Origin of the sequence: Lysinibacillus sp. 1 U-2021 (assembly GCF_029916965.1) — a bacterium.
Classification (GTDB): domain Bacteria; phylum Bacillota; class Bacilli; order Bacillales_A; family Planococcaceae; genus Lysinibacillus; species Lysinibacillus capsici.
In genome coordinates this window covers 3,636,198-3,656,352 of sequence record NZ_CP123966.1, presented here as the reverse complement: position 1 = coordinate 3,656,352, position 20,155 = coordinate 3,636,198, and the positions used below count along the sequence as shown (strand labels likewise).

Annotated in this window: 22 protein-coding genes and 2 pseudogenes; 23 read left to right on the top strand and 1 reads right to left on the bottom strand. The window is 33.2% G+C overall.

The window, feature by feature from the left end; all coding sequences use genetic code 11:
- Positions 1 to 33: 33 nt before the first annotated feature.
- The 17 genes and pseudogenes from QH639_RS19135 (at position 34) to QH639_RS19055 (ending at position 13,209) form a co-directional block, all read left to right on the top strand.
- Positions 34 to 795: a DUF6414 family protein gene (locus QH639_RS19135; protein WP_281114996.1), complete on the top strand. Its 762-nt coding sequence runs from the start codon at positions 34 to 36 to the stop codon at positions 793 to 795.
- Positions 795 to 1,952 (top strand): AAA family ATPase, encoded by a 1,158-nt coding sequence (locus QH639_RS19130; protein WP_281114995.1) that lies wholly within the window; start codon positions 795 to 797, stop codon positions 1,950 to 1,952. Before QH639_RS19135 ends, QH639_RS19130 begins: the two co-directional genes overlap by 1 nt.
- A 202-nt stretch (positions 1,953 to 2,154) precedes the next feature.
- Positions 2,155 to 2,373: a hypothetical protein gene (locus tag QH639_RS19125; RefSeq protein WP_281114994.1), complete on the top strand. Its 219-nt coding sequence runs from the start codon at positions 2,155 to 2,157 to the stop codon at positions 2,371 to 2,373.
- A gap of 504 nt (positions 2,374 to 2,877) precedes the next feature.
- Entirely contained in the window at positions 2,878 to 3,249 is a 372-nt protein-coding gene (locus QH639_RS19120; RefSeq protein WP_281114993.1) for a hypothetical protein, read from the top strand.
- Between the two features lie 108 nt (positions 3,250 to 3,357).
- Positions 3,358 to 3,696, top strand: a complete 339-nt coding sequence (locus QH639_RS19115) for a YolD-like family protein (RefSeq protein ID WP_281114992.1) — start codon at positions 3,358 to 3,360, stop codon at positions 3,694 to 3,696.
- Positions 3,689 to 4,030 (top strand): YhjD family protein, encoded by a 342-nt coding sequence (locus QH639_RS19110; RefSeq protein WP_281114991.1) that lies wholly within the window; start codon positions 3,689 to 3,691, stop codon positions 4,028 to 4,030. The genes QH639_RS19115 and QH639_RS19110 overlap by 8 nt, the downstream gene beginning before the upstream one ends.
- A gap of 91 nt (positions 4,031 to 4,121) precedes the next feature.
- Positions 4,122 to 5,024 (top strand): ATP-dependent DNA ligase, encoded by a 903-nt coding sequence (locus tag QH639_RS19105; protein WP_281114990.1) that lies wholly within the window; start codon positions 4,122 to 4,124, stop codon positions 5,022 to 5,024.
- A 15-nt stretch (positions 5,025 to 5,039) separates the two neighbouring features.
- Positions 5,040 to 5,873, top strand: a complete 834-nt coding sequence (locus QH639_RS19100; protein WP_281114989.1) for a hypothetical protein — start codon at positions 5,040 to 5,042, stop codon at positions 5,871 to 5,873.
- Between the two features lie 30 nt (positions 5,874 to 5,903).
- Complete coding sequence (locus tag QH639_RS19095) at positions 5,904 to 6,422, top strand: SecY-interacting protein Syd (protein WP_036074957.1); 519 nt, start codon at positions 5,904 to 5,906, stop codon at positions 6,420 to 6,422.
- Positions 6,423 to 6,469: 47 nt separating this feature from the next.
- Positions 6,470 to 6,682: a bacteriocin immunity protein gene (locus QH639_RS19090; RefSeq protein ID WP_081977429.1), complete on the top strand. Its 213-nt coding sequence runs from the start codon at positions 6,470 to 6,472 to the stop codon at positions 6,680 to 6,682.
- Positions 6,683 to 7,361: 679 nt separating this feature from the next.
- Entirely contained in the window at positions 7,362 to 8,846 is a 1,485-nt protein-coding gene (locus tag QH639_RS19085; RefSeq protein WP_281114988.1) for a hypothetical protein, read from the top strand.
- Positions 8,847 to 8,856: 10 nt separating this feature from the next.
- Positions 8,857 to 9,318: an SUKH-3 domain-containing protein gene (locus QH639_RS19080; protein ID WP_259420522.1), complete on the top strand. Its 462-nt coding sequence runs from the start codon at positions 8,857 to 8,859 to the stop codon at positions 9,316 to 9,318.
- Between the two features lie 448 nt (positions 9,319 to 9,766).
- Positions 9,767 to 9,922 (top strand): annotated as a pseudogene (locus QH639_RS19075) (pre-toxin TG domain-containing protein); the annotation flags it as partial.
- Complete coding sequence (locus tag QH639_RS19070) at positions 9,905 to 10,705, top strand: deaminase domain-containing protein (RefSeq protein ID WP_310794759.1); 801 nt, start codon at positions 9,905 to 9,907, stop codon at positions 10,703 to 10,705. The pseudogene QH639_RS19075 and the gene QH639_RS19070, both read left to right, overlap by 18 nt.
- A gap of 19 nt (positions 10,706 to 10,724) precedes the next feature.
- Entirely contained in the window at positions 10,725 to 11,072 is a 348-nt protein-coding gene (locus QH639_RS19065; RefSeq protein ID WP_259420521.1) for a hypothetical protein, read from the top strand.
- 1,391 nt (positions 11,073 to 12,463) lie between these two features.
- Positions 12,464 to 12,886: a hypothetical protein gene (locus tag QH639_RS19060; RefSeq protein ID WP_259420519.1), complete on the top strand. Its 423-nt coding sequence runs from the start codon at positions 12,464 to 12,466 to the stop codon at positions 12,884 to 12,886.
- Positions 12,887 to 13,008: 122 nt separating this feature from the next.
- Positions 13,009 to 13,209: a hypothetical protein gene (locus tag QH639_RS19055; protein WP_259420517.1), complete on the top strand. Its 201-nt coding sequence runs from the start codon at positions 13,009 to 13,011 to the stop codon at positions 13,207 to 13,209.
- A gap of 18 nt (positions 13,210 to 13,227) precedes the next feature.
- Here the strand turns inward: QH639_RS19055 and QH639_RS19050 are convergent.
- Positions 13,228 to 13,362 (bottom strand): annotated as a pseudogene (locus QH639_RS19050) (helix-turn-helix domain-containing protein); the annotation flags it as partial.
- A gap of 97 nt (positions 13,363 to 13,459) precedes the next feature.
- Here QH639_RS19050 and QH639_RS19045 point away from each other — a divergent pair.
- From QH639_RS19045 to QH639_RS19020, 6 genes are all read left to right on the top strand, one after another.
- Entirely contained in the window at positions 13,460 to 13,663 is a 204-nt protein-coding gene (locus tag QH639_RS19045; protein ID WP_237898250.1) for a hypothetical protein, read from the top strand.
- The gene (locus QH639_RS19040; protein WP_259420369.1) at positions 13,663 to 14,175 is read left to right on the top strand and encodes a hypothetical protein; all 513 of its coding nucleotides are present in this window, start codon (positions 13,663 to 13,665) and stop codon (positions 14,173 to 14,175) included. Before QH639_RS19045 ends, QH639_RS19040 begins: the two co-directional genes overlap by 1 nt.
- Positions 14,176 to 14,338: 163 nt before the next feature.
- Positions 14,339 to 14,566: a hypothetical protein gene (locus tag QH639_RS19035; protein WP_227744910.1), complete on the top strand. Its 228-nt coding sequence runs from the start codon at positions 14,339 to 14,341 to the stop codon at positions 14,564 to 14,566.
- A gap of 56 nt (positions 14,567 to 14,622) precedes the next feature.
- On the top strand, positions 14,623 to 15,318 hold the full coding sequence (locus tag QH639_RS19030) for an endonuclease V (protein WP_131520630.1): 696 nt from the start codon (positions 14,623 to 14,625) through the stop codon (positions 15,316 to 15,318).
- Between the two features lie 588 nt (positions 15,319 to 15,906).
- The gene (locus tag QH639_RS19025; protein ID WP_281114987.1) at positions 15,907 to 16,830 is read left to right on the top strand and encodes a serine/threonine-protein kinase; all 924 of its coding nucleotides are present in this window, start codon (positions 15,907 to 15,909) and stop codon (positions 16,828 to 16,830) included.
- Between the two features lie 462 nt (positions 16,831 to 17,292).
- A complete protein-coding gene (locus QH639_RS19020; RefSeq protein ID WP_036075040.1) occupies positions 17,293 to 19,461 on the top strand; it encodes a transcriptional regulator in 2,169 nt (722 codons plus the stop codon).
- The last annotated feature ends 694 nt before the right edge of the window (positions 19,462 to 20,155 follow it).

The following is a 20,155-nucleotide window of genomic DNA, read 5'->3' as shown; positions in this document are numbered from 1 at the left end:
GAATCATATGCATGTTCTTTTAGGAGGTATTCAATGAGAAAAGTAATATATTTTGATGAATCTTCAGCTTTGGACTTGATAGATATAAGGAATAACGGAAGATCACAAGAAATTATGGAAAAGATAGTGAAAAACGCAAACGATTTAAAAATCGAAGGAGGATTTGGTACTGGTATTTTAGATTTACTTACAACAGGTGTTACAGGAGGAATTAAAGGGGCGTTTTCTAGAAATAAAGAAAGTATTATGGCTATAAATATTACAAACACAATTCTAACAAGTTTTTTAGATATTCTGAATACAAAAAAGAAGAAAAATGAACCTGATGAACTTTTAAAAATACAAACAAAAGCAATAGAAATTATACCTGAGTCTGCAACCTACATAAAGGTAATAGCTCCTTTTACTAAGATCTTTAAAGAGATTACTGAAGCGTCTCCTGAAATGTCAACTGAATACGAAAATATAGACTTTCATGCAATGGATGATGTTTTAGCAAATGCAAAAGGTTATTATGAGCTTGTAGCTACAGATAATGATAATAAAAAGTATATTGTTAGATTTAATTTAGAAGGGTTTAGAAATAACTACAGGATTCAAGATTTACAAAGAATGAGACTTACATTATATGGTATAGTTGTTGGAAACTCTGATGTAGATATATTAAATTTTCAAAATGAATTAGATTTTAAGTCAGGAAATAGCGAGGACTTAGGGTTTGATCCATTAGCAGATCCAATTGAATCAGAAAACTATTTGGATATAATAGACATAATATTAGCAGGGGTAGAATAATGGATAAAAATTATATAATCTACGAGGGACCAAGTAATGAATTCGAAGAGTACTATGATAATTTAGAACAAGATGGTTACGAAGAACTTAGATTAAGTACTATTGTAAGAATGGTTGACTCAAAAGGGTTTTTGGAAGTTGCAAAGGAAATTATCACAAATGATACTGACTACGTTTTCGTTGCGAGAGCAGAGGAGTTCTTTTCTGTTAAAGAACATTTTATAGAAAATCTATTAAGTATTCTAAATATCCTTATGGATAATGAAAAAGTATGCTTTTCAGTAATGCATAATCCGCCTAAATTTTTAGTTAACAAACTGATTTCATTGAGTAATGGTGATGATTCCGATGTTTATGTTGAGAGAGAAATATATTGTAGACCTAAAATCACTAAGGAGAAATTAAAAGAAGTTATTAAATCAATTAATAGCAAGATTTATGGTCAAGAAGAGGTGCTATACGATATAACAGCGGCTTTATATACCTCCATTCATCATGAGAAAAAATTACCGATTGTATTAATGTTCTATGGACAACCAGGAGTAGGAAAAACTGAAACAGCTAAAATTATTAATAGCACCTTGTCAGATCAGACTATTTTTAGACAGCAACTTTCTATGTTTAAAACTAATGAATTTTACAATTATTTATTTGGAAGTGAAATTCATGCACCTTCCCTAGCGAAAGACCTTATGAGAAGTGCAGGGAATGTTATATTATTTGATGAATTTAATCAATGCCCTCAAGGATTGTATTCAGCTTTTTTCCAAATGTTTGACGAAGGAGAATTTGAAGATATTAATTATAAAGTAGACTTATCAAATACAGTTATTATTTGTACAGCAAATTTTAACACTCGTTCTGAAATTCAATCGGCATTAGGTGCTGCTTTATTTTCAAGATTTACAGCATTTATTAAATTTAATCCATTAAGTACAGAAGCTAAAGAACAATTAATTAAGGAAATTTATTATGAAGTAGTAGCTAATTATACTCAAGAGGATAAAGAGAACATAGAGCAATTAGACTTGCTTAATGTATTAATACAACAAGCTCCGAATTTTTCTAATAGTCGTAACATAAAAAATGGCGTAGAACTCTACCTTGCAAAGTATTTATCTATTAGACTTCTGGAACAGACGTTATTAGAAGAATAAGTTTTCCCATTACACTTTAAAATATCAGAGAACCATTATAAATGGGAACGTATATATAATAAAAAATAATAGGGTAAGTGGTATTTATAGTTTTAAAAGTACCACTTAAATATTAATTATTAAAATACATAAATATGATTTATTCTGTTGGGTTTATTGTAAAATGATACAGTCATTTTATTAAGAAAAAGGATGATGAATTATGTTTAGATCAATGCGATATATTATGCAAATAGGGAATTATGAAACATACGGATTACATAATAAAGATACACTGTTTAAATTGTTCGTTAATGGAAAAGAAAAAGGATTTTATAAGGAGTACGAAATTACAGATGAATTCCAACCTACTGCAAATAAAAATATAAAGTATTACCGTTTAGATGAAGTATATAGAACTGTATATATTACAACTAAATAAAAACAAAGTATTATAAAATACATAAAAAAAAGGAGAGTTCTTTAATTATGAGTATCAAAGAAGGACAGTGCTTTACTTGTTTTGACCATAGTACATTTCAGTATCACGGATTAGATCACATGTATGATAGCGAGATTAATCGTTACGTTGGGGACATTGAAGAAGGTTTAAAAATTAATTGTATAACATGCTCAAGAATAGTTGCATATAATCGTGAAAATGATAAATGGAAGATGAATGTATTGTAGATATTTTAAATAATACGAGCCTATTATGAAATTAAGGATTGGCAATAGGGTTTGCAATTCTAATAGTTGGTTTTTTATCAGTACAATTAGGATGCGAATTAAATAAATGTGATAATTCTTTAGGAAAGTTATTTTGGTTTGGTGGAATGTTTCTTGGTTTAATTGGAAGCTATACGATTGGGGATGTACTTTTTAAATTTAACTAGTAAATAAAATGAGAATATTATAAAATACATAAAAGAATGGAGCTTGTGTTATGGAATTTGAAGAATACGATATAGTAAAATTATATGATAAATTGGATGAAAAAGTTGTTTATATAGCTATTTTAAGAACTGTTGGTGACATATATTTAGTAGAGTTATTGAAACAACCTTCGTATAATTTAATAAACAAAAGATTCTCTGATTCGATTTTCGAACAATATTGCAATGAAGATGATGAGGTGTCTAATGTAAACCTTAACTTTGACAGCAATAATTTAACTTTTGAAATACACAAAAATATGTGTAAACCGTTAAATAGAGGAGAATTAGTAATTTTACTTAAACATTTGAATTATATTGATTTTGGAAAAAATAAGTCAGAAAAAATGATTATCAGTATGGCACTAGATAAACTTATATAATAGTTATCTTTTATTAAACATTTGTTGATCTTTTTATTGCATAAATAAGAACATAAGTTCTATAATATATATAAACAAACGTTCTTATGATATGTAAGGAGAGATATTATGTTAAAAGATCGTGGGAATATGAAGTGGACTGCAATGATGCTGCCTGAACATCTTATAGAAATTAGGAAGTGGAAAGAAGAACAATTTCATGATAAGAAACGTGAACTGACAGAGTGGGAATTTGAAGAAATTGAACAAACTATACAGAGATCTTTTAAGCAGCAAACAAACATCAAACTAAGTCTTTGGAGCAATAACAAATTACATGAAGTGAATGGTGTTATTACTGGTGTCGATACATTTAAAAAAGAGATGTTATTAGAGACTGACTTTTCAATTAAACGTATTCGTTTCGAAGAAGTACAAAAGGTATATTTGGTGGATGTTGATGATTAAAGGAGATGAACGTAGGCTTTTACACCAGTTTATAATTTTGGATATGGCTATAAAGTCACTTCAAAAGGATTATCAGCAAATTGAACACTTAAAAATGTCCAAAGTATTTATACCAATTGTAGACCAATTGTTAAAAGATATCCGAAATGATTTCTATAATAAAAAGAGACTGTTAGCAAAGAGTGGTATCGAAGTAGTTAAATGGGTTAAGACAAGTGAATACTTCAGCGCATGTACAATAAAGACAACTGGAGAAGATGAAGTACATGAGTATGCTAACCAAGCCTTGAAAACTCAAGTCGAAGAGTTGATTAATACTTACCTAAAGAAATAATCTGTAAATAGTATTCCCATCAATTCCTTGATTTACTTGTATTAATGGGTAGTTCAAAATGAGATAATGTAAATTAAGGAGGGATATATCAATGTTATTTACTCCAGTTAAACCTATGCTTTTGCACATGGGTAACAATAATGAAATAGTAGACAGTGATGAATGGATTTATGATATAAAATGGGATGGTTGGCGTATCCTTTTGCATAAAGATAAAGATCGAATTGAAGCCTTTACTCGGCATGGAAATAACGTTACTGCTAAATTCCCTGAGCTTCAGATTATAGCAAAGTCAATTAAGGCAGATAAAGCGATTATAGATTGCGAAGGCGTTGTTTTGAGAAATGGTGTATCAGTATTTGATGACTTTAATTATAGAGGTAGACTTTCAAATAAACATAAAATTAATCAAGCTGCTATAACGCATCCAGCGACATTTATTGCATTTGATGTATTAACTACAGATAAAAGTTTTATGAATAAACCATTAATAGAACGTAAAGACATATTAAATTCGATAATTGAGCCATCAAATGAATTATTAATTACACCTTCAGTTGTAGGGAATGGTAGTAATGTCTTTAATATAACTAAAGACAAAGGCATGGAGGGTGTCGTAGGAAAACGTACTAATTCAACCTACAAAACTAATCATCGATCACATGATTGGCTTAAGTTCAAACATTTTAAATACATGGATGTTGTTATTTTAGGATATAAAGAAAATCCATTTACCATGATTGTAGGAATTAAATTATCGAATGGTAAGTATAGACCTGTTGCAAGCGTAGAATTTGGATTTAAACATGAGGAAAAAGCAGCTTTTAGGGAAATTGCTAAACAAATCGTTACCAATGTTGAGCGAGATGTAACTTGGTTAGAGCCAATGATACATTGTAAAGTTCAGTATCTTGAAAAGACAGCTTCAGGTTCTTTAAGAATTGTATCATTTAAAGGGTTTAACTTTGATAAAGTTCCAGTAGAAAGTATTTAACGGTCACTCATTAGCATGGGTGACTTTCTTTTTATAATATTTCCCTTTTATAAAATTAATTTAATAAATACGAAGGCAGCGAAGGGTATCAGTGAAAGTGCTCAAAAAGCGAATAAAGGTCTTTTAGGCAATGTAAAAGAAAAAGTCAACAAGCAAGTCTCAAATGTAAAAACGCAGATCCAAGCCAAAGTAGACGAAGTCAAACAACAGCTGCGTCAGCTGCGACCATCAGAGATGGAGTTAGCAGGAGCAGGTGTAAACGTTAGACGCATAGAGGATACAGGAACGGTTGGAAAAAATACGTCCTCCTCGAGTCCGAAGCCATCTAATTCCCAACCACCACAAAATGGCTCGAATAAAAAGCCTGATGAGAATAAGGGTACGGGTAATGCTAATCATCCTATAAGGACTTATAGAAATGCAGATTTGAAAAAATTAGAAAAAAAATATACTGCTGACCCAAGAATTACAGTAGAAATGCCATATGTGGGTAAGGGTAAACCAGGAACCAATGCAGAAGGTTGGTTACGTGATAAAGACTTTTATTGGAAAGAAATAATGAATAAACATCCAGAAAGTTTAAGTAAAGCAAATAAACAAAAAATTGATTTAGGTTTCGCTCCTATAAATGATAAAACATTTAGGGAACATTTCCCTCAATATGATATGAAGGAATTATATAATGATAAATTAATCCATCATCACGTAGGTGGGGGTGGCCAAGCAGTTGCAGTGCCTTCAAAGTTACACCCAGGAACAGGTGGTATTCATAATGCCGAAAAAGCTGCAGGTGTTTGGGGAAATGATAGTGAGTATGCTAAATTACTTGAAAAATTTTTAAATAAGTAAAGGGTGATAATTTTGTCAACAAAAGAAGCAATGCAGATATACTTTCAGATGAGGAAAGAGGTGGCTGCAGAAGGTTTAGATTTTTTATTTAAAACACCAGTTAGTAGTGATGATAATCTAATAATTTATGAAGGTGAAGCTGATGAGGATGAATATATCTCATGGAAACCTGTAGAAATGGCTGTTTCACAAAATTTTACAAGATTAGAAGATGAATTTGATATAAATTTGCATAAATCAATAGTTGATTATTTTAACTCATATTGGTTTGCAGACTTAGATGGATTTTTTAAGGAGCACTATATTACATTAGAACCTGTCCTACCGAGCACTGGCCTAAGTTCCTTCCGAGAGTCTTTGAAAGGATATAAAAAAAATCACGGTGATAGTTTAGAAAAGGTACCTATTGGAATTGAGGGAAATGGTTTGTTAGTGGTTATTGAGAACAATAGTGGAATAATTCAATTAGAAGATTTTGAAAGAGGTACATTTGAGTATATTGCTGAGAATGTTCAAGAATTAATAGGAAATTTAAGATTAAAAAGCTAACATTTTATTTATTGTCAATTTATTTCACCAAGGATGAGTGAATAATTATAGATAAAAAGCTAACTTTTAATGAATTAGTTGAACTAGTAAATAAAATATGTAATCCTAAGCTGTCTGATGAAGAAGTAAGCGAATATATAGAAATTTTAGAAGATAATGTTCCTCATCCAGCCCCTAGTGACTTAATTTTTTGGAATGAAGAGGATTTATCACCAGAAGAAGTAGTGGAGATTGCCTTAGCGTATGAAGAAGAAAAATAATTGTATTTAGAACACGTATTAGGAGAACCTTGATGAACTTGAGCAACTTGGTAAATTGGAATATGAGTTTTTACCAGAAAAAATAAAGGAAGTGAACAAAATTATTTCATCTAAAGGGTATGGCTTATTTTCTTATCCAACTACAGGAGATTATTATGCATTGTTCATTTCGATTCTATCAAATAAAATAGAGCTACTAAAAATTGAATTAGTTAAGAATGTCAATATACCTTTAAATGAAAGGTATATACAGTTGTATGACTAGCTATGAATTTTGTCTTACTTCCATGTCCTAATAGGATACTTTGTCAAAACAAATAGTTAAAGGTAGAAACGTTGTTCTAACAGCTTTTCTACCTTTTTAATTTCATATAATACGTGAATAAAAAAGGGATACATTCAAAAAAGAAATTATATAAGAAGTTAAACAAACAACGCTAGGGGTAAAACCATAAAAATGGATTGGCTAACCATATACGGCAAGGGAATAGTGGCTTTTACAGCCCACCAGAGGAAGGAGATAGCGTCCACCTAACCTTCCCAACACATCGAGAGGAAGCAGCGTTTGTTCGTCATAGTGTACGAAAGGGTGGCGAGTCCAACCCGAAAACAGCTGATCCCAAAACGTGGCAGCCCTAGACGTCATGGGGATGATCCCTGTTGGTGGGGGTGATGCCTAATGGGTCTATTAGGATTAGCAGGAAGCTTACTAGGGATGATTCCGAAAGTAGGCTCCCCAGGTGGAAAGAAAAAAGGAAAGAGCGGCGGATCAAAAGGAAAGAGCACTAAGAAATCCTCCAAAAAGAAGAGCTCTACGAAGAAAAAACAAAGAAAATCCAATAAAAAGAAGAAAAAACGCAAGAAGAAAAAGAAGAAGTGGGGTAAATTCTTTACCAAGGCACGGAAGCTGAAAAATAGTTTATCCAAGAGTAAATTGGTTAAACGGGCGAAAAAGGCAATTAAAAAAGCTGTTCTGACCACGAAAAAGGTTGTGAAAAAAACAAAGGCCACCGTGTCGAAGGCCAAGCAACAGGTAAAGACCGCAGTCAAACAAACGAAGCAGGTAGTGAAGAAACAAGTACTACCAGTCGTGAAAAAGGCTGCGCAAGCAACGACCAAAGCTGTGAAAAATGCTGTAAAACCTAAAAATCTGTTAAATACGCTACAAACGGGCTTAGATATAGTCGGGATGGTCCCCGTTGTAGGAGAAGTAGCAGATGGTGTGAATGGTATTATTTATGCGGCAAGAGGTGACAAGGTCAATGCGGCTCTCTCCTTTGGCGCTATGATCCCAGTAGTGGGCAATGCAGCAACAGCTGGTAAATGGGTCAATAAAGGTGCGAAGGCAGCGAAGGGTATCAGTGAAAGTGCTCAAAAAGCGAATAAAGGCCTTTTAGGCAATGTAAAAGAAAAAGTCAACAAGCAAGTCTCAAATGTAAAAACGCAGATCCAAGCCAAAGTAGACGAAGTCAAACAACAGCTGCGTCAGCTGCGACCACCAGAGATGGAGTTAGCAGGAGCAGGTGTAAACGTCAGACGCATAGAGGATACAGGAACGGTTGGAAGAAACACAACAACTCCAAGTCCGAAGCCCTCTAATTCCCAACCACCACAAAATGGCTCGAATAAAAAGCCTGATGAGAATAAGGGTACTAAAAATAATACAGCTAGAGCATTAAATTCGGAAGAAGCTATAGCTGTAGCAAGGAAAAAACTTGAGCAAGAACGAGCAGAACTTATTAATGGTAAATATATTGATCCAAATACAAATGAAATCTATATTCCACATGTTATTACTGCTGCTGTTGATATGAAAGCTGGAAAAACCTATATTGGTTATAATGGTGTCGGCACAGATTTAAGAACAGGGAATCCTAGATTTAATCCGACAGCAACGGATTTACTCGATGATACTAAAAAATTGGTGGAAAAAACTAAACAGAGAGCGATGGAAAAGGAAGGGAAAAATAGTTTTGAGAGATGGGAAGTAGAAAACTGTGCGGAAATTCAAGCAGTAAATCAAGCTTTTAAGGAGGGTGCAAAGCTTGAAGATATTCTCTTGAGCACCATCTCTTCAAAGGATGGTAAATATAAGGAGATGTGTAGGAATTGTAGTGTGACATTTGAGGAGTTTATTGTTGATATACCATTTGGTAAAAAGTGAGGTATTTATTATGGAAAGACTATCAATAAAAACAGAAAAAGTATTAAAACAATCGGGGTGGAACCCAAACCGAAAAATAGATATTAATTCACAGGTGAAATATTTGGAAAATAAAGGGTATGTGGTTTTCGATTGTGTAAAAGAAGCACTTGAGCAATTTGGTGAATTAAAATGTATATATGAAAATGACGGAAAATCGGAGAGTTTTGTGATAGAACCGAAAGAAGGGCTGGGGGATTTAGACAGAAGGCATTATAAAAGATATGAAGTTATAATAGGTAATGATTTGGTTGTCATTGGTACTGCCTTTAGAGATAATGCAGTGTTGTATATGTCTAAGCAAGGGGAGGTATATGCAGTACTAGATGATTACTATATTTGGAAAGTTGGGTGTGGAATATATGAAGCTCTTAACAATTTATGTGAAGGAAGAGAGTTAAAAGTAATACATGAAGAGCATTTAAAAAATTAAGGTGATAAGTATTACTTAGTGCAGAATGAAATCATTAATTATGTATAGCTCATTTAATATAACTATAAAGACTTCGCCAGTTTATTTGTACGTATATAAATGCGTGAATTTTTCATCTGAATAACAGTATTCCATTACAACAAACAGGTCGATTATGGTTAGATAATTCCATGATAGACCTGTTTTTTACTATTTTTGTTTAGTTTTAAAGACACGAAAGAGGTTGGTGGAGCAGTTATCACAGAATTTGTGAAATTGGAAACGAAAGTAGCAAAATAAAAAAGGGGAATTGGAAGAGATTGTTTTGGCAATGAAGAAGTAATGTTAGACTATGAAAATTTATTTATATTTTTAAAAGAAATAACTGGAGAGTATAGGGCGAAACATTTAGACAACGAGTTAGATAAGGAGGATCTAGAAAAGAGTTGCTTCCACCGTTGTTAGTAATGGCAAGGCCCTATATGAATCTGCCACAGGCAAAGACCCGATCACAGGTCGCAAGCTAAGCAAGGCAGAGCGAGCCATCTCTGCCGCTGCAGTAATTGGAGGACTCGCAGTCAAAGGGCTGAAGCATGGTGGAAAAGCGGTGATAAAAATCGCCACGAAGGGCGAGAAGGGCAGCGCTATCGTAGCAAGTACAACGAAAGCGGTAACGAAGCTAGCGGAGAAAGGCAAGCAGCTCACAACGAAAGTGGCAGCCAAGGCGAAGGAATTCAAAAAACAAGTCAATACAGCCATCGCCCAAGCGAAGCAAAATGGACGCAAGCAGCTCGACCATCTACAAAGTGCCTTACAAGGCAATAGACAAAATGATTTCGCACTGGCAGGCGGTGGGAAGCTAGTTACCCAGACGACGAGGAAAGAGAAGCCTACTGATACCTTGGTACAGGCAAGTTCTGGGAAAGGGTCGAGTTCAACTAAGGGTACGGGTAATCTTTCATATACACAAAAAGTAGATAAATATCAAGAAAGGACCCAGGCTATCCGTGATAATTTACCATCAAAATATAAGAAATATGGTAACGTTGCAGTAGCGGATGTTAATATTTCTGGACTTAAGTCAGAATTTAAAGCGCATAGTAGAATTCATAAAGAATATGAAGGTGGTTTTTCATATGTCATTGGTGAAGGTAAATTTCCAGCTAAGTCAGTTAACCATAAAGGAGAAACAGATGCACCAAATGCGTTCTTAAGAGCTAATGATACTGAACGTAAAATCCTTGAAGATATATCAAGGCAATTAGGCGATGATAAGACTGTTAAGGGAACAATTGATTTATTTACGGAGTTACCTGCTTGTGGAAGTTGTACAGATATAATTTTGCAGTTTAGAAAAGAATATCCGAATATCAAATTAAATGTATACTCGGGAGAATTTAAAGATTAGAAGGGAATGTATAAAATCAATGTTGAGTAGTTATGAAGAGCTTAATCAATATGTCATAGAAGATTTTGATGAATTTTTAAATGAAGGTTTATCTATTTCACAAGTAACTGAAAAACTTCTTGAAGAATACTATAGGGGGATAGTGAATAGTAAGGTTGAGAAATTAGTTATATATTTAAGAATTGCACTTTTGAGTATTGAAAGAAATTATCTTCGTGAAGATATTAAAGCTGAGTTAATGAGTATGATAAATGAACTCGAATCAATACCTACTAAAGAGGAAGTAGGTTCTGAAAATACAAAACAAATTTTATTAGACATCGAAAGATTTAAAAAGAAATCTAAGGATGTTAATAAAATTTTATAGTAAGGAAAAATTAGAATTAGTTGAGGTAATAAACAATGCGGTGTTTAAAATTATGATATCATGAAGGCAGTGTGAGTATTACTAAACAATAAAAAGCGTGAGAAGTAAGCAATATGACATTTTACACAGTGAGGGTAGTAAGACCAGGAAATAGTAACAAACAAATGATACTGCCAATGCTCGTGGCGATAAATACAAGGTATAATATGACAGAGTCATTTATAACTTGTTTACGGTTAAAGATTCCTTGAATTTGAATTAATAACTCATGAAGGCTAGACCATCAAGGAGTCCTATTTTAACAATAAAGCAATAAGAGCGAGAATAGGCTTACAAGGGCCACTTATGGATGGTATTAGTAACAACACACGAGATTAAACATGCTAAAGGGTTTAAACGTTACACTTGCCAAGTAGTATAAAAGATGTCATACTGTCGATATAAAATTACTTATAAAACTTTCAAATATATTAATAAACTTAGAAAATTTATAAACTTAAAGCACTTGATTGTCTATAACAGGCGACAAGTGCTTTTTCGTATTTCTATATTCATAGATAGAGAAGATGATGATTATTTAATTAGTGTACTAAGTGTTAAATTTTATACAAGTACTAGCATACAAGGAGAAGAAAATACGATGGAAATAAAGGTTTCGATAGATAAGTTCGTTATAGATTATAAGGATGTACCACATTCAGCATTTTTACGTGTTTATATGTTGGGGGTGAAGAAATATAAAATGAAAATCAAGATTTATAGCGGAACATATAGCTATGAATTACACATGCGGAAAAGTAACGATGTATATGTTCATATGTATTTTAAAAACTATAGAGAAATAGAAGGTCACATACATACCCTAAGGATTGAAACAAGGCCATAGCATTACTCAAATTTTAAAGAGATACTAGAGATGATAGGGAATCGGGCAAGCAGAGTAGAATTTGTGAGTTTTGATGTTGAGTGTGATATACAAACTGGGTTTGGAAAATATAGTGGTGATACCGACAGATGCACGGGTTCAATTGTTCTTCGAGTGAGTTAATCGTTTATCTCCAATACAAGTAGGTCTTGAATAGAGACTTGTAATGTGTAGCACAAAGCTGAAAGGGTCTTATATGCAGACGTTGTATAGGTTGTGTATATAAATGATTGACGGTATTAGGAAGAAATGAGGTTTGCTTGGCCAGTTGCCGACAGCTCATTTGTTTTTTAGTTAAAATATCATTGAGAAGTAAACGAATGGTAGAAGACATAATAAAAACACCTTTAGATTGTAACGGTTATGTATAATGTACGACTATACTCATAGTTAAAAATCAAACGGAACAGGGACAAAAAAACAATATTTAAATGAGGTTCATATTTCAATAGAAGGGAAATAAAATTTGGATATAAATGAAATTGAGAATCTACCTGATAGAATACCAACTGGAACACTAATATCAATGTTTCAAAATGCATTAGATCAATTTAGAAATAATAAAATAGAAAAAGATGGTTTTTTATTAATCCTTAGTCAACTAACAGACAGGCAAGTTATGACATACGAGTTATTAAGAAGTGATATACGAAATGATATTGATAGAACTCTCTCTAGATTATGGAATACAGATTCCTATGATGAAGTAGATATTATTCTTTCTATTGTAGTAAATCTCGGTCTAGAAATTTGCTTTAATAAAATAAAAGAATCACTGGAACAGTATAAGGATATAGATAAATCAATCCTAGATGAAATACAGCAAACAATAGATGAAGTAGGTGAGAATATCTCTAACCCGTATTATGGTTTAGAAAAATTTAAATAACTTTAAAGAGAAATTAGAATTTGTTGATAAAATGAAGCCATGCCATGTCCAGAATCAAATATCATGAAGGCACTGCCTTCATAAGTATTACTAAACAATAAAAAGCGTGAGAAGTATGCGAGATGACTTTTTACATGGCGATGGTAGTAAGAGTAGGAAATAATAAAAAACAAATGATACTGCCAATGCTCGTGGCGATAAACAATAAGAAGTACAACAAGGTACTCTTGCTCTACGCTAACCATGTAGAGGGAACGGGGTTTGAACAAAAGGTTGTACACAATTTTATTAATAATGACGATAAAAAAAGTCGCTTCTTCTAACAACGGAGGCGACTTTTTTTAATCTTCTGTGTCTATGAGATTAATGATGTCTCGAATATCTTCTATCTCCAATGTTTCTGCAATTTTTTCGATATGATGGAAATGAATGTTTTGCCTTTTTTGGTTGGCTAGCTCACTTAAAGCGGCATGACGTCAGCTCCATCAGGATAGCGGCATCACTGTGCATAGTAAGTCCTCCTTGCTGGTCAAAGCCAACGACACGATCACCTTTGCCGGAAAACGTGTGTCCATGAGTGCAGCGGAGTCGATGCGTTTCACATGCGGCTCAAGCAGTCTTGTATTTGATGGCAATACCGATATTCAGGGACAGGTAGTGACGATGGATGGCTCCATTAAAGCCCCTGTATCTGTCGCAGCGCAAGAAGAGGAAGCAGACCTGGAGGCAGCCCTAGACGTCATGGGGATGATCCCTGTTGGTGGGGGTGATGCCTAATGGGTCTATTAGGATTAGCAGGAAGCTTACTAGGGATGATTCCGAAAGTAGGCTCCCCAGGTGGAAAGAAAAAAGGAAAGAGCGGCGGGTCAAAAGGAAAGAGCACTAAGAAATCCTCCAAAAAGAAGAGCTCTACGAAGAAAAAACAAAGAAAATCCAATAAAAAGAAGAAAAAACGCAAGAAGAAAAAGAAGAAGTGGGGTAAATTCTTTACCAAGGCACGGAAGCTCTATAATAAACTAAGCAAAAGTAAAATAGCAAAGCAATTTAAAAAAGTAGTAAAAAGAGCTGTCCTAGCGGGAAAGAAAACCTATAAACAAGCAGTAAACAAAACGAAAGCCGTTTATAACCAGACAAAGCAAGCAGTAAAGGAAGTAAAACAAACAACGAAGGAACTAGCCATCAAAACGAGTTCAGCTGCAAAAGTGGTGATAAAGGACATCAAAAAACCAGTTGTCAAGTCACTTAATAGCTTCAAAGAAATCGGCAAAGAGTTCAAAAGTGGTGAGTAGATAAAGCACTCGATTCTCCATATGATTTTGCAAATTATCTAACTCTAGGTGCAGTAGATGGCATTTGGTCTGGAGCCAAAGGTAGAGCAGATAAGATGCGCAACATTTGGTTTACGGGAAATATTTTAATAAAGGGATTATCTCTCATTATGCAGTAGAATTGATGGAAATTGGTGACGAAAGTGAATTTGTTCATGAACTTGCTTGGGGAATATCTAGTGAAGATTTAGATAAACTCATGTTAGCTATAAGAACTAATTATTTTCCTCAATTAAATGAAGAAAGCACAATATTGGTTAATTATATGCCCCAAGAACTTCCAACTACGCATGAAGATATAATGAAAAGGTTTGAAAATTTTTTAAAACGAGAGAGAATTAGATATAGTTAGCTATTTTAATGGGCAAAGAAAGAAAAGCATAAAAGACAAGTAAAAAAAGTGAAAGAATGGATGAATGGTGGAAAATGAAAAGGGAAGAATTGTTTAAGATTGAACAAGAAAAATGGATTTCTAAGATTTCATTAGAAAACAATTTTCAGTTAGCAGCTATTCGTCGGGTAGCTGGAATTGACATTGCATATTGGACAGAGGGGAAGCAAGATTATGGGGTTTGTTGTATTGTCGTAATCGATTATATTACCAAACAAATTATCGAAGAAGTAGAATATTGGGGTCAAATAGATGTGCCATATATTCCAGGATATCTTGCTTTTAGGGAACTTCCGATGGTGATAGAAGCAGTGAAAAAGCTGCAATGTGAACCAGATCTTTATATGTTTGATGGAAATGGTTATTTACATTATAGGCATATGGGAATCGCAACACATGCCTCATTTTATTTGAAGAAACCCACAATAGGCGTTGCAAAAAGCTACTTAAAGATAAAAGACACGGATTTTCAAATGCCAAAAAATGAAACAGGAAATTTTACTTATATTAAGGTTGATGGAGAAGTATATGGAGCAGTATTGAGAACGAGAAAGGATGTAAAGCCCATTTTTATTTCATGCGGTAACTGGATCGATTTAGAGACTTCAATAAAAATAACTCTACATTTTGTAGAAAAAAATAGTCGATTACCAATTACGACACGTTATGCAGATTTAGCTACTCATGAGAGTAGAAGGAAATATACTCAATAGATTCATTAACAGGTAAACATATTTGTTAGGGTATAAGAAGGAGTTTTTGGTTACTCATAGATTTAGAGGTTATGTGATATAAAAGGTGTCGTACAATCAATAAAGAAATCACCCTACAACGTTATAAACTTAATAAATAAAAGTTCTTTTTTTTCAAATACATATTGGGAAGTTTATGATAAAACACATCAAGACCTTTTAGGACTGGATTCATGTAAAGAGGAATCTGTTTTTTTATAAATATATAGAATCTACATAAAATAAATATCTCACAAAAATATATGGCTAGATTATCTTTTGAAATCAACTGCTTGAATCACCTATTTAAATGTGATTTAAGCTTTTTTTATGAATAAAGGTTAGTGTTAATTCGACTTTCTAATATAATAAGAAATTCTTAACGAGAGATGGATAAAAAATCAAAATGTCAAATAGATGTATCAAACCTCAAATGGAAAGAAGATCACTATTTAATAAAAAGATATAAATTGGTATACTTACATTAATTTGTATTTTAGTTAAAAGGTAGATAATTTGATCTATATTTGCATACAGGTTTTCAAAGCTTATAAGGGGGAAGGAGCAAAAATGCAAGCAACTCAATGTGAATTGAGCTTACCGATAAATAGTGTTCTGAATAATACATATAAAATAAAAGAAGTTGTTGCTACTAGTAAATTATCCATCGTCTACCTTGCGGAAAATATTAACAATGCAGAGCAACTAATTGTTAAAGAATTCTTTCCAAAAGAAATGGCTATACGGGATTTAGATAATAGAACAATCATCAATCGTTTGCCTTCAACAAAGCAAAAATTCAAGGATCTAAAAGGAATTTTTCTAAATGAAGCATTTATTATGCAGCAAATAAATCATCGTAATATAGTCAAATATACTGATCATTTTGAGGAAAATGGATCGATTTATATCATTATGGATTATTATGAAGGAAAACTATTAGATCAATATCTAAAGGATTTTCCTGTCCAGGATCGAGACCATTTATACAAAAGTATCTTTCTTCCTTTAATAGATGCACTGTGCTATGTACATAAACTGGGGATTCTCCATCGTGACATTAAGCCAAGTAATATTTTGATAGATTCAGAAGGTAGTCCATTTTTACTAGATTTTGGGTCAGCAATTTTTTATAAAACAGCTAAAGATAATCAAATTTTTACAAGCTCAGGTTACTCTCCTCTTGAGCAATATTCTAATAAGCCCGCGCAAGGTGTCTATACTGATGTATATAGTTTTGCTGCAACATTTTACTTTTCAATGACAGATAGTATTCCTCCTGATGTTTCCCAGCGGCTTATTGAGGATAAAATTGAACAAGTAAAAGAACATAATAATAGTGTAAGTCTTCTTTTATCCTACATCATTATGTGGGGGTTGGCAGTACAAGTAAAAAAACGGTGTCCTTCCCTACAAATCATGAAGTGGGTAATAACAGTTGAAGAATTTGTCAATAGAATAAGGAACTATTTAAAGGTAAATAATTCTAAATGACCAATTATCTAGAAAAAGTAATCCATTCTTATCATTTTGTAGTGTAAGATCAGCGCTCTGTACAGCCTAAGAGGATTAAAAAATTCACCCTAGGCTGTCTTTTTTTATTAAAAAAAGTGGAAAAACACATTTTTTTTTAAAAAAATATCATAAAATTAGGTATGTTTAATTTTTCCTATTAAACTATCAATTTACATTTTAATTAACAAAATATCACAATGTAAATATTGACAATAAAATAAGATATTGTATAGTTACGTTGTGATACATAATGTCATTTGTGATGTAGATAAAATGGTTATAAAATTTTAACTTCAGTTTAGCTAAACTGCAGTTTCTTTTTCTTTAAATGGAATTTTATAACTAAAAAGTTAATTTTAAGTTACCGCTCGCAGATGATTGTGCTTACTCGAAATCCGATGTAAAAAGGAGGGATGGCTGTATAATAATACAGCCGAATGAATGGATATTATTAGTCAAACAAACAGAACCATGCTATTTGAAGAAATTAATCCTGAAAAGATGGACTTAATTACGCTTGTTGGAGATGTAAAGGGGATCGACAGTCTAAGTGATGAAAAGATTAAAGAAATTCATCAATATCTTCTTGTCAAAAGCTTTGACGAATTTTTAGATAAGTTTTCTCCAACGGTTTATTCATTCTACAATGCCGCTAATCAAAAGGTAATGTATACCCTGAAGAAACCTGAAGGTATTCAAGATGATTGTATTTCTGAAATAGCAATCGATCAAAATAATGATTTTTTAAAGATGCTCTTCACCCTCATTGATACCAAAAGAAGCCAGGGCATCACAAATGTAGATTTTAAATTCGAAAATCTACTTGATATGATCTCTCCTAAGAAAGTCATGGACGACATTCGCCAAGTTCGTAAGGAAATTCATTACCTTTACGGTGAATATGAGAAGCTAGATGAGGGTGATCCGAAAAAATTAGATACTGGTGACAAGCTGAATCTGATGTTTGAAGTAGCCAGTAAAAATTACAACAATGTCATGGCCATGCTACCTTTAGCAATCGAAGATATTAAAACTAGATTATTGTTAGGCGTTAATCAGGATGAAGGGGAATCCGAAAAATTACAAATTGGGACCCTTTCTATTGGTGATAATGGCGAGTTGAAAATTATTGAGGCACCTCAAAACAATAGCTCGGAACTGATGGTGATTGAAGAAAATAGTAACTATGGTTTAAGTACTGTTTTTGAAGAAGATTATGAGGCCATTACAGAGTCTCCTTCTTCCTATGTAAAAGATTTAGTTGTAAGAACGTTCTCTCCTCTACCAGCTGTGAAGGCGGAATTTGATGTGGAAACAGAGGTTCAAAATTACAATACATACCTTGAGTTCTATAAGAATGCGAAGGATGAATTTGTAAAAACGGTCAAGCCTCTAGTGGAAAAGCTCCTAGGCATTAAAATGTACTTTGATCAGTACACAACGAAAAATAAAGGGATGCAGCCATCATTGCTTGTGACAAACACTAAGCTCGATATGCTCGTGAAAAGTAATAACCTACCGCGATTACGGACGTATTTAAATACTGTAAACTCTAAAAATGACTTTACGGATACGGTGTGGTACGGCATTGTTCCTGCACTGGAACTAGAGGCTACTGGAAAAATGAAGGTCAGCCGATCTAGATTTAAAGGGAATGAAAAGGTTGCCAAGCAAGAAGGCAATACAATGGAATCCCTATCGATTCTTCTAGATACGATAAAAGATTACAAAGTGCAGGTTTTCTTTAACTTCATGGCGGAGGAAGAAACAACATTCAATGGGATTGCAACCGCAGGGATAGATCGTCTGATTGATAAATGCGCCGTGCTTGTTCGAAAAGACTATAGTGAGTTTGCGATACCGTGCTTACCGAACTTCACCATAATTCCAAAGGATAAATCAGGTGTCGTTATTGATGCGAGAATGTACACGACGGAAAATGGCGCCCGTTTATCTAAAGAAAAGGAAGATATTTTAAAGCTATGGATCGAAGGGGTCTATGTCGGGGCTAGCTATGTAGCCGCAGGCATTGTTTCCGCCTACCAATGCCCTGAGTATTTAAAGGAGTCCTTCAGAAATGTAAAACGTAATTATCCTGGCGTACGATTCGATATTGAAGCCGGTGAAAACTCGCTTAGAGCTGTTACAACAATGGCAAAGGAAATCTCAGGCTTTACGAATAATATTAAAGATGCGATTAACAGCAGAAGCTTTGGCTTTGTGTTCTCGTCAGAAAATGCCCAGCTCCAAGATAAAGATATTAAACGTATTACTGTCTATAAAGCTAGAAGCTTAGCGATGGAAGAGGATGGATTCGATTCTATCTACAAAACACAGGTGAGTACGTATATTGAAAGAATACTGCGATTCCAATCAGGTGACTTTAAGCATGAAAATATTGTTAGGTTCTTCAGTAATAATCCAAGCAGTCAAAAAAGTAAATGGCTGAATGATAAAGGCTATGTCAACTCCATTATCCATGATGGAGATGATATCGGCTACATTATCGATGAGAAAACGAGCACGTGTCAAATTGACCTTGTGTTTAATGGCAATGTGAAGAATTTAGAAGTAATGATTACAAAAGGGACAAGTGCTGTTAAAGCCTAACAAGTTTAAACATACAATTATTCAATTTTTCAGTCGTATGTTATCAGCATCAGAATCTAATGTTAAAGCTTCTTCGGCATCTATACTGTCAATTGATACTGTTGTAGTTCCCCCTTGAATATTGCATCCTGTAATCATGAATAAAGCTAATGCGATCAAACCATAGAATAATTTTTTTATTTTATTTACCCACCTCTTTTATATAGACACCAATTATCCACCAAAAGTTACATATTCAACTAAATTTCTTCGTTAGTTGAACAAGAATCCGTTCCACAACTCTTTAAGTTTTGATATCAAGGCTGACCAAGACTTTCGAACTACCTTTTTACTAAAATTAACTAATTTATAAAAATTATTTATATATTTTAATTATTGGTATAAAATGGGGTTGTTTAAAAAATACCTAGGGGTTTTAACTTGAAATCAAAATCGAAACTTGCTGTTATGCTTCTGTCTTTTGTTTTATTATTTTCTATATTTCAAAACACAGCTTCAGCATACTCTTTAACTGGTTGGCGTTTTACTAGTACGAACTTTATTTCGTATAAATGGGGAGATAGCTTCAATAATGGCGTTGATACAAATTGTTAATTCTAATATCTCTAAAAATAGTTTTATCTTCTATTTTTTCTAAATTAAATCTGATGTTTTCACCTCGCAGCATTGCAAGAGATTCTTGCATATCTAAACC

Bases quoted from the DNA above. Each gene is read 5' to 3' on its own strand.
- QH639_RS19030 (WP_131520630.1), top strand. From the start codon at position 14,623: ATGGATGAATGGTGGAAAATGAAAAGGGAAGAATTGTTTAAGATTGAA.
- QH639_RS19115 (WP_281114992.1), top strand. From the start codon at position 3,358: ATGTTAAAAGATCGTGGGAATATGAAGTGGACTGCAATGATGCTGCCT.
- QH639_RS19055 (WP_259420517.1), top strand. From the start codon at position 13,009: ATGACTTTTTACATGGCGATGGTAGTAAGAGTAGGAAATAATAAAAAA.
- QH639_RS19040 (WP_259420369.1), top strand. From the start codon at position 13,663: ATGGGTCTATTAGGATTAGCAGGAAGCTTACTAGGGATGATTCCGAAA.
- QH639_RS19025 (WP_281114987.1), top strand. From the start codon at position 15,907: ATGCAAGCAACTCAATGTGAATTGAGCTTACCGATAAATAGTGTTCTG.
- QH639_RS19130 (WP_281114995.1), top strand. From the start codon at position 795: ATGGATAAAAATTATATAATCTACGAGGGACCAAGTAATGAATTCGAA.
- QH639_RS19100 (WP_281114989.1), top strand. From the start codon at position 5,040: ATGGGTGACTTTCTTTTTATAATATTTCCCTTTTATAAAATTAATTTA.
- QH639_RS19080 (WP_259420522.1), top strand. From the start codon at position 8,857: ATGGAAAGACTATCAATAAAAACAGAAAAAGTATTAAAACAATCGGGG.
- QH639_RS19095 (WP_036074957.1), top strand. From the start codon at position 5,904: ATGCAGATATACTTTCAGATGAGGAAAGAGGTGGCTGCAGAAGGTTTA.
- QH639_RS19035 (WP_227744910.1), top strand. From the start codon at position 14,339: ATGGAAATTGGTGACGAAAGTGAATTTGTTCATGAACTTGCTTGGGGA.
- QH639_RS19120 (WP_281114993.1), top strand. From the start codon at position 2,878: ATGGAATTTGAAGAATACGATATAGTAAAATTATATGATAAATTGGAT.
- QH639_RS19020 (WP_036075040.1), top strand. From the start codon at position 17,293: ATGGATATTATTAGTCAAACAAACAGAACCATGCTATTTGAAGAAATT.
- QH639_RS19105 (WP_281114990.1), top strand. From the start codon at position 4,122: ATGTTATTTACTCCAGTTAAACCTATGCTTTTGCACATGGGTAACAAT.
- QH639_RS19135 (WP_281114996.1), top strand. From the start codon at position 34: ATGAGAAAAGTAATATATTTTGATGAATCTTCAGCTTTGGACTTGATA.
- QH639_RS19045 (WP_237898250.1), top strand. From the start codon at position 13,460: ATGAGTGCAGCGGAGTCGATGCGTTTCACATGCGGCTCAAGCAGTCTT.
- QH639_RS19110 (WP_281114991.1), top strand. From the start codon at position 3,689: ATGATTAAAGGAGATGAACGTAGGCTTTTACACCAGTTTATAATTTTG.
- QH639_RS19125 (WP_281114994.1), top strand. From the start codon at position 2,155: ATGTTTAGATCAATGCGATATATTATGCAAATAGGGAATTATGAAACA.
- QH639_RS19065 (WP_259420521.1), top strand. From the start codon at position 10,725: ATGTTGAGTAGTTATGAAGAGCTTAATCAATATGTCATAGAAGATTTT.
- QH639_RS19085 (WP_281114988.1), top strand. From the start codon at position 7,362: ATGGGTCTATTAGGATTAGCAGGAAGCTTACTAGGGATGATTCCGAAA.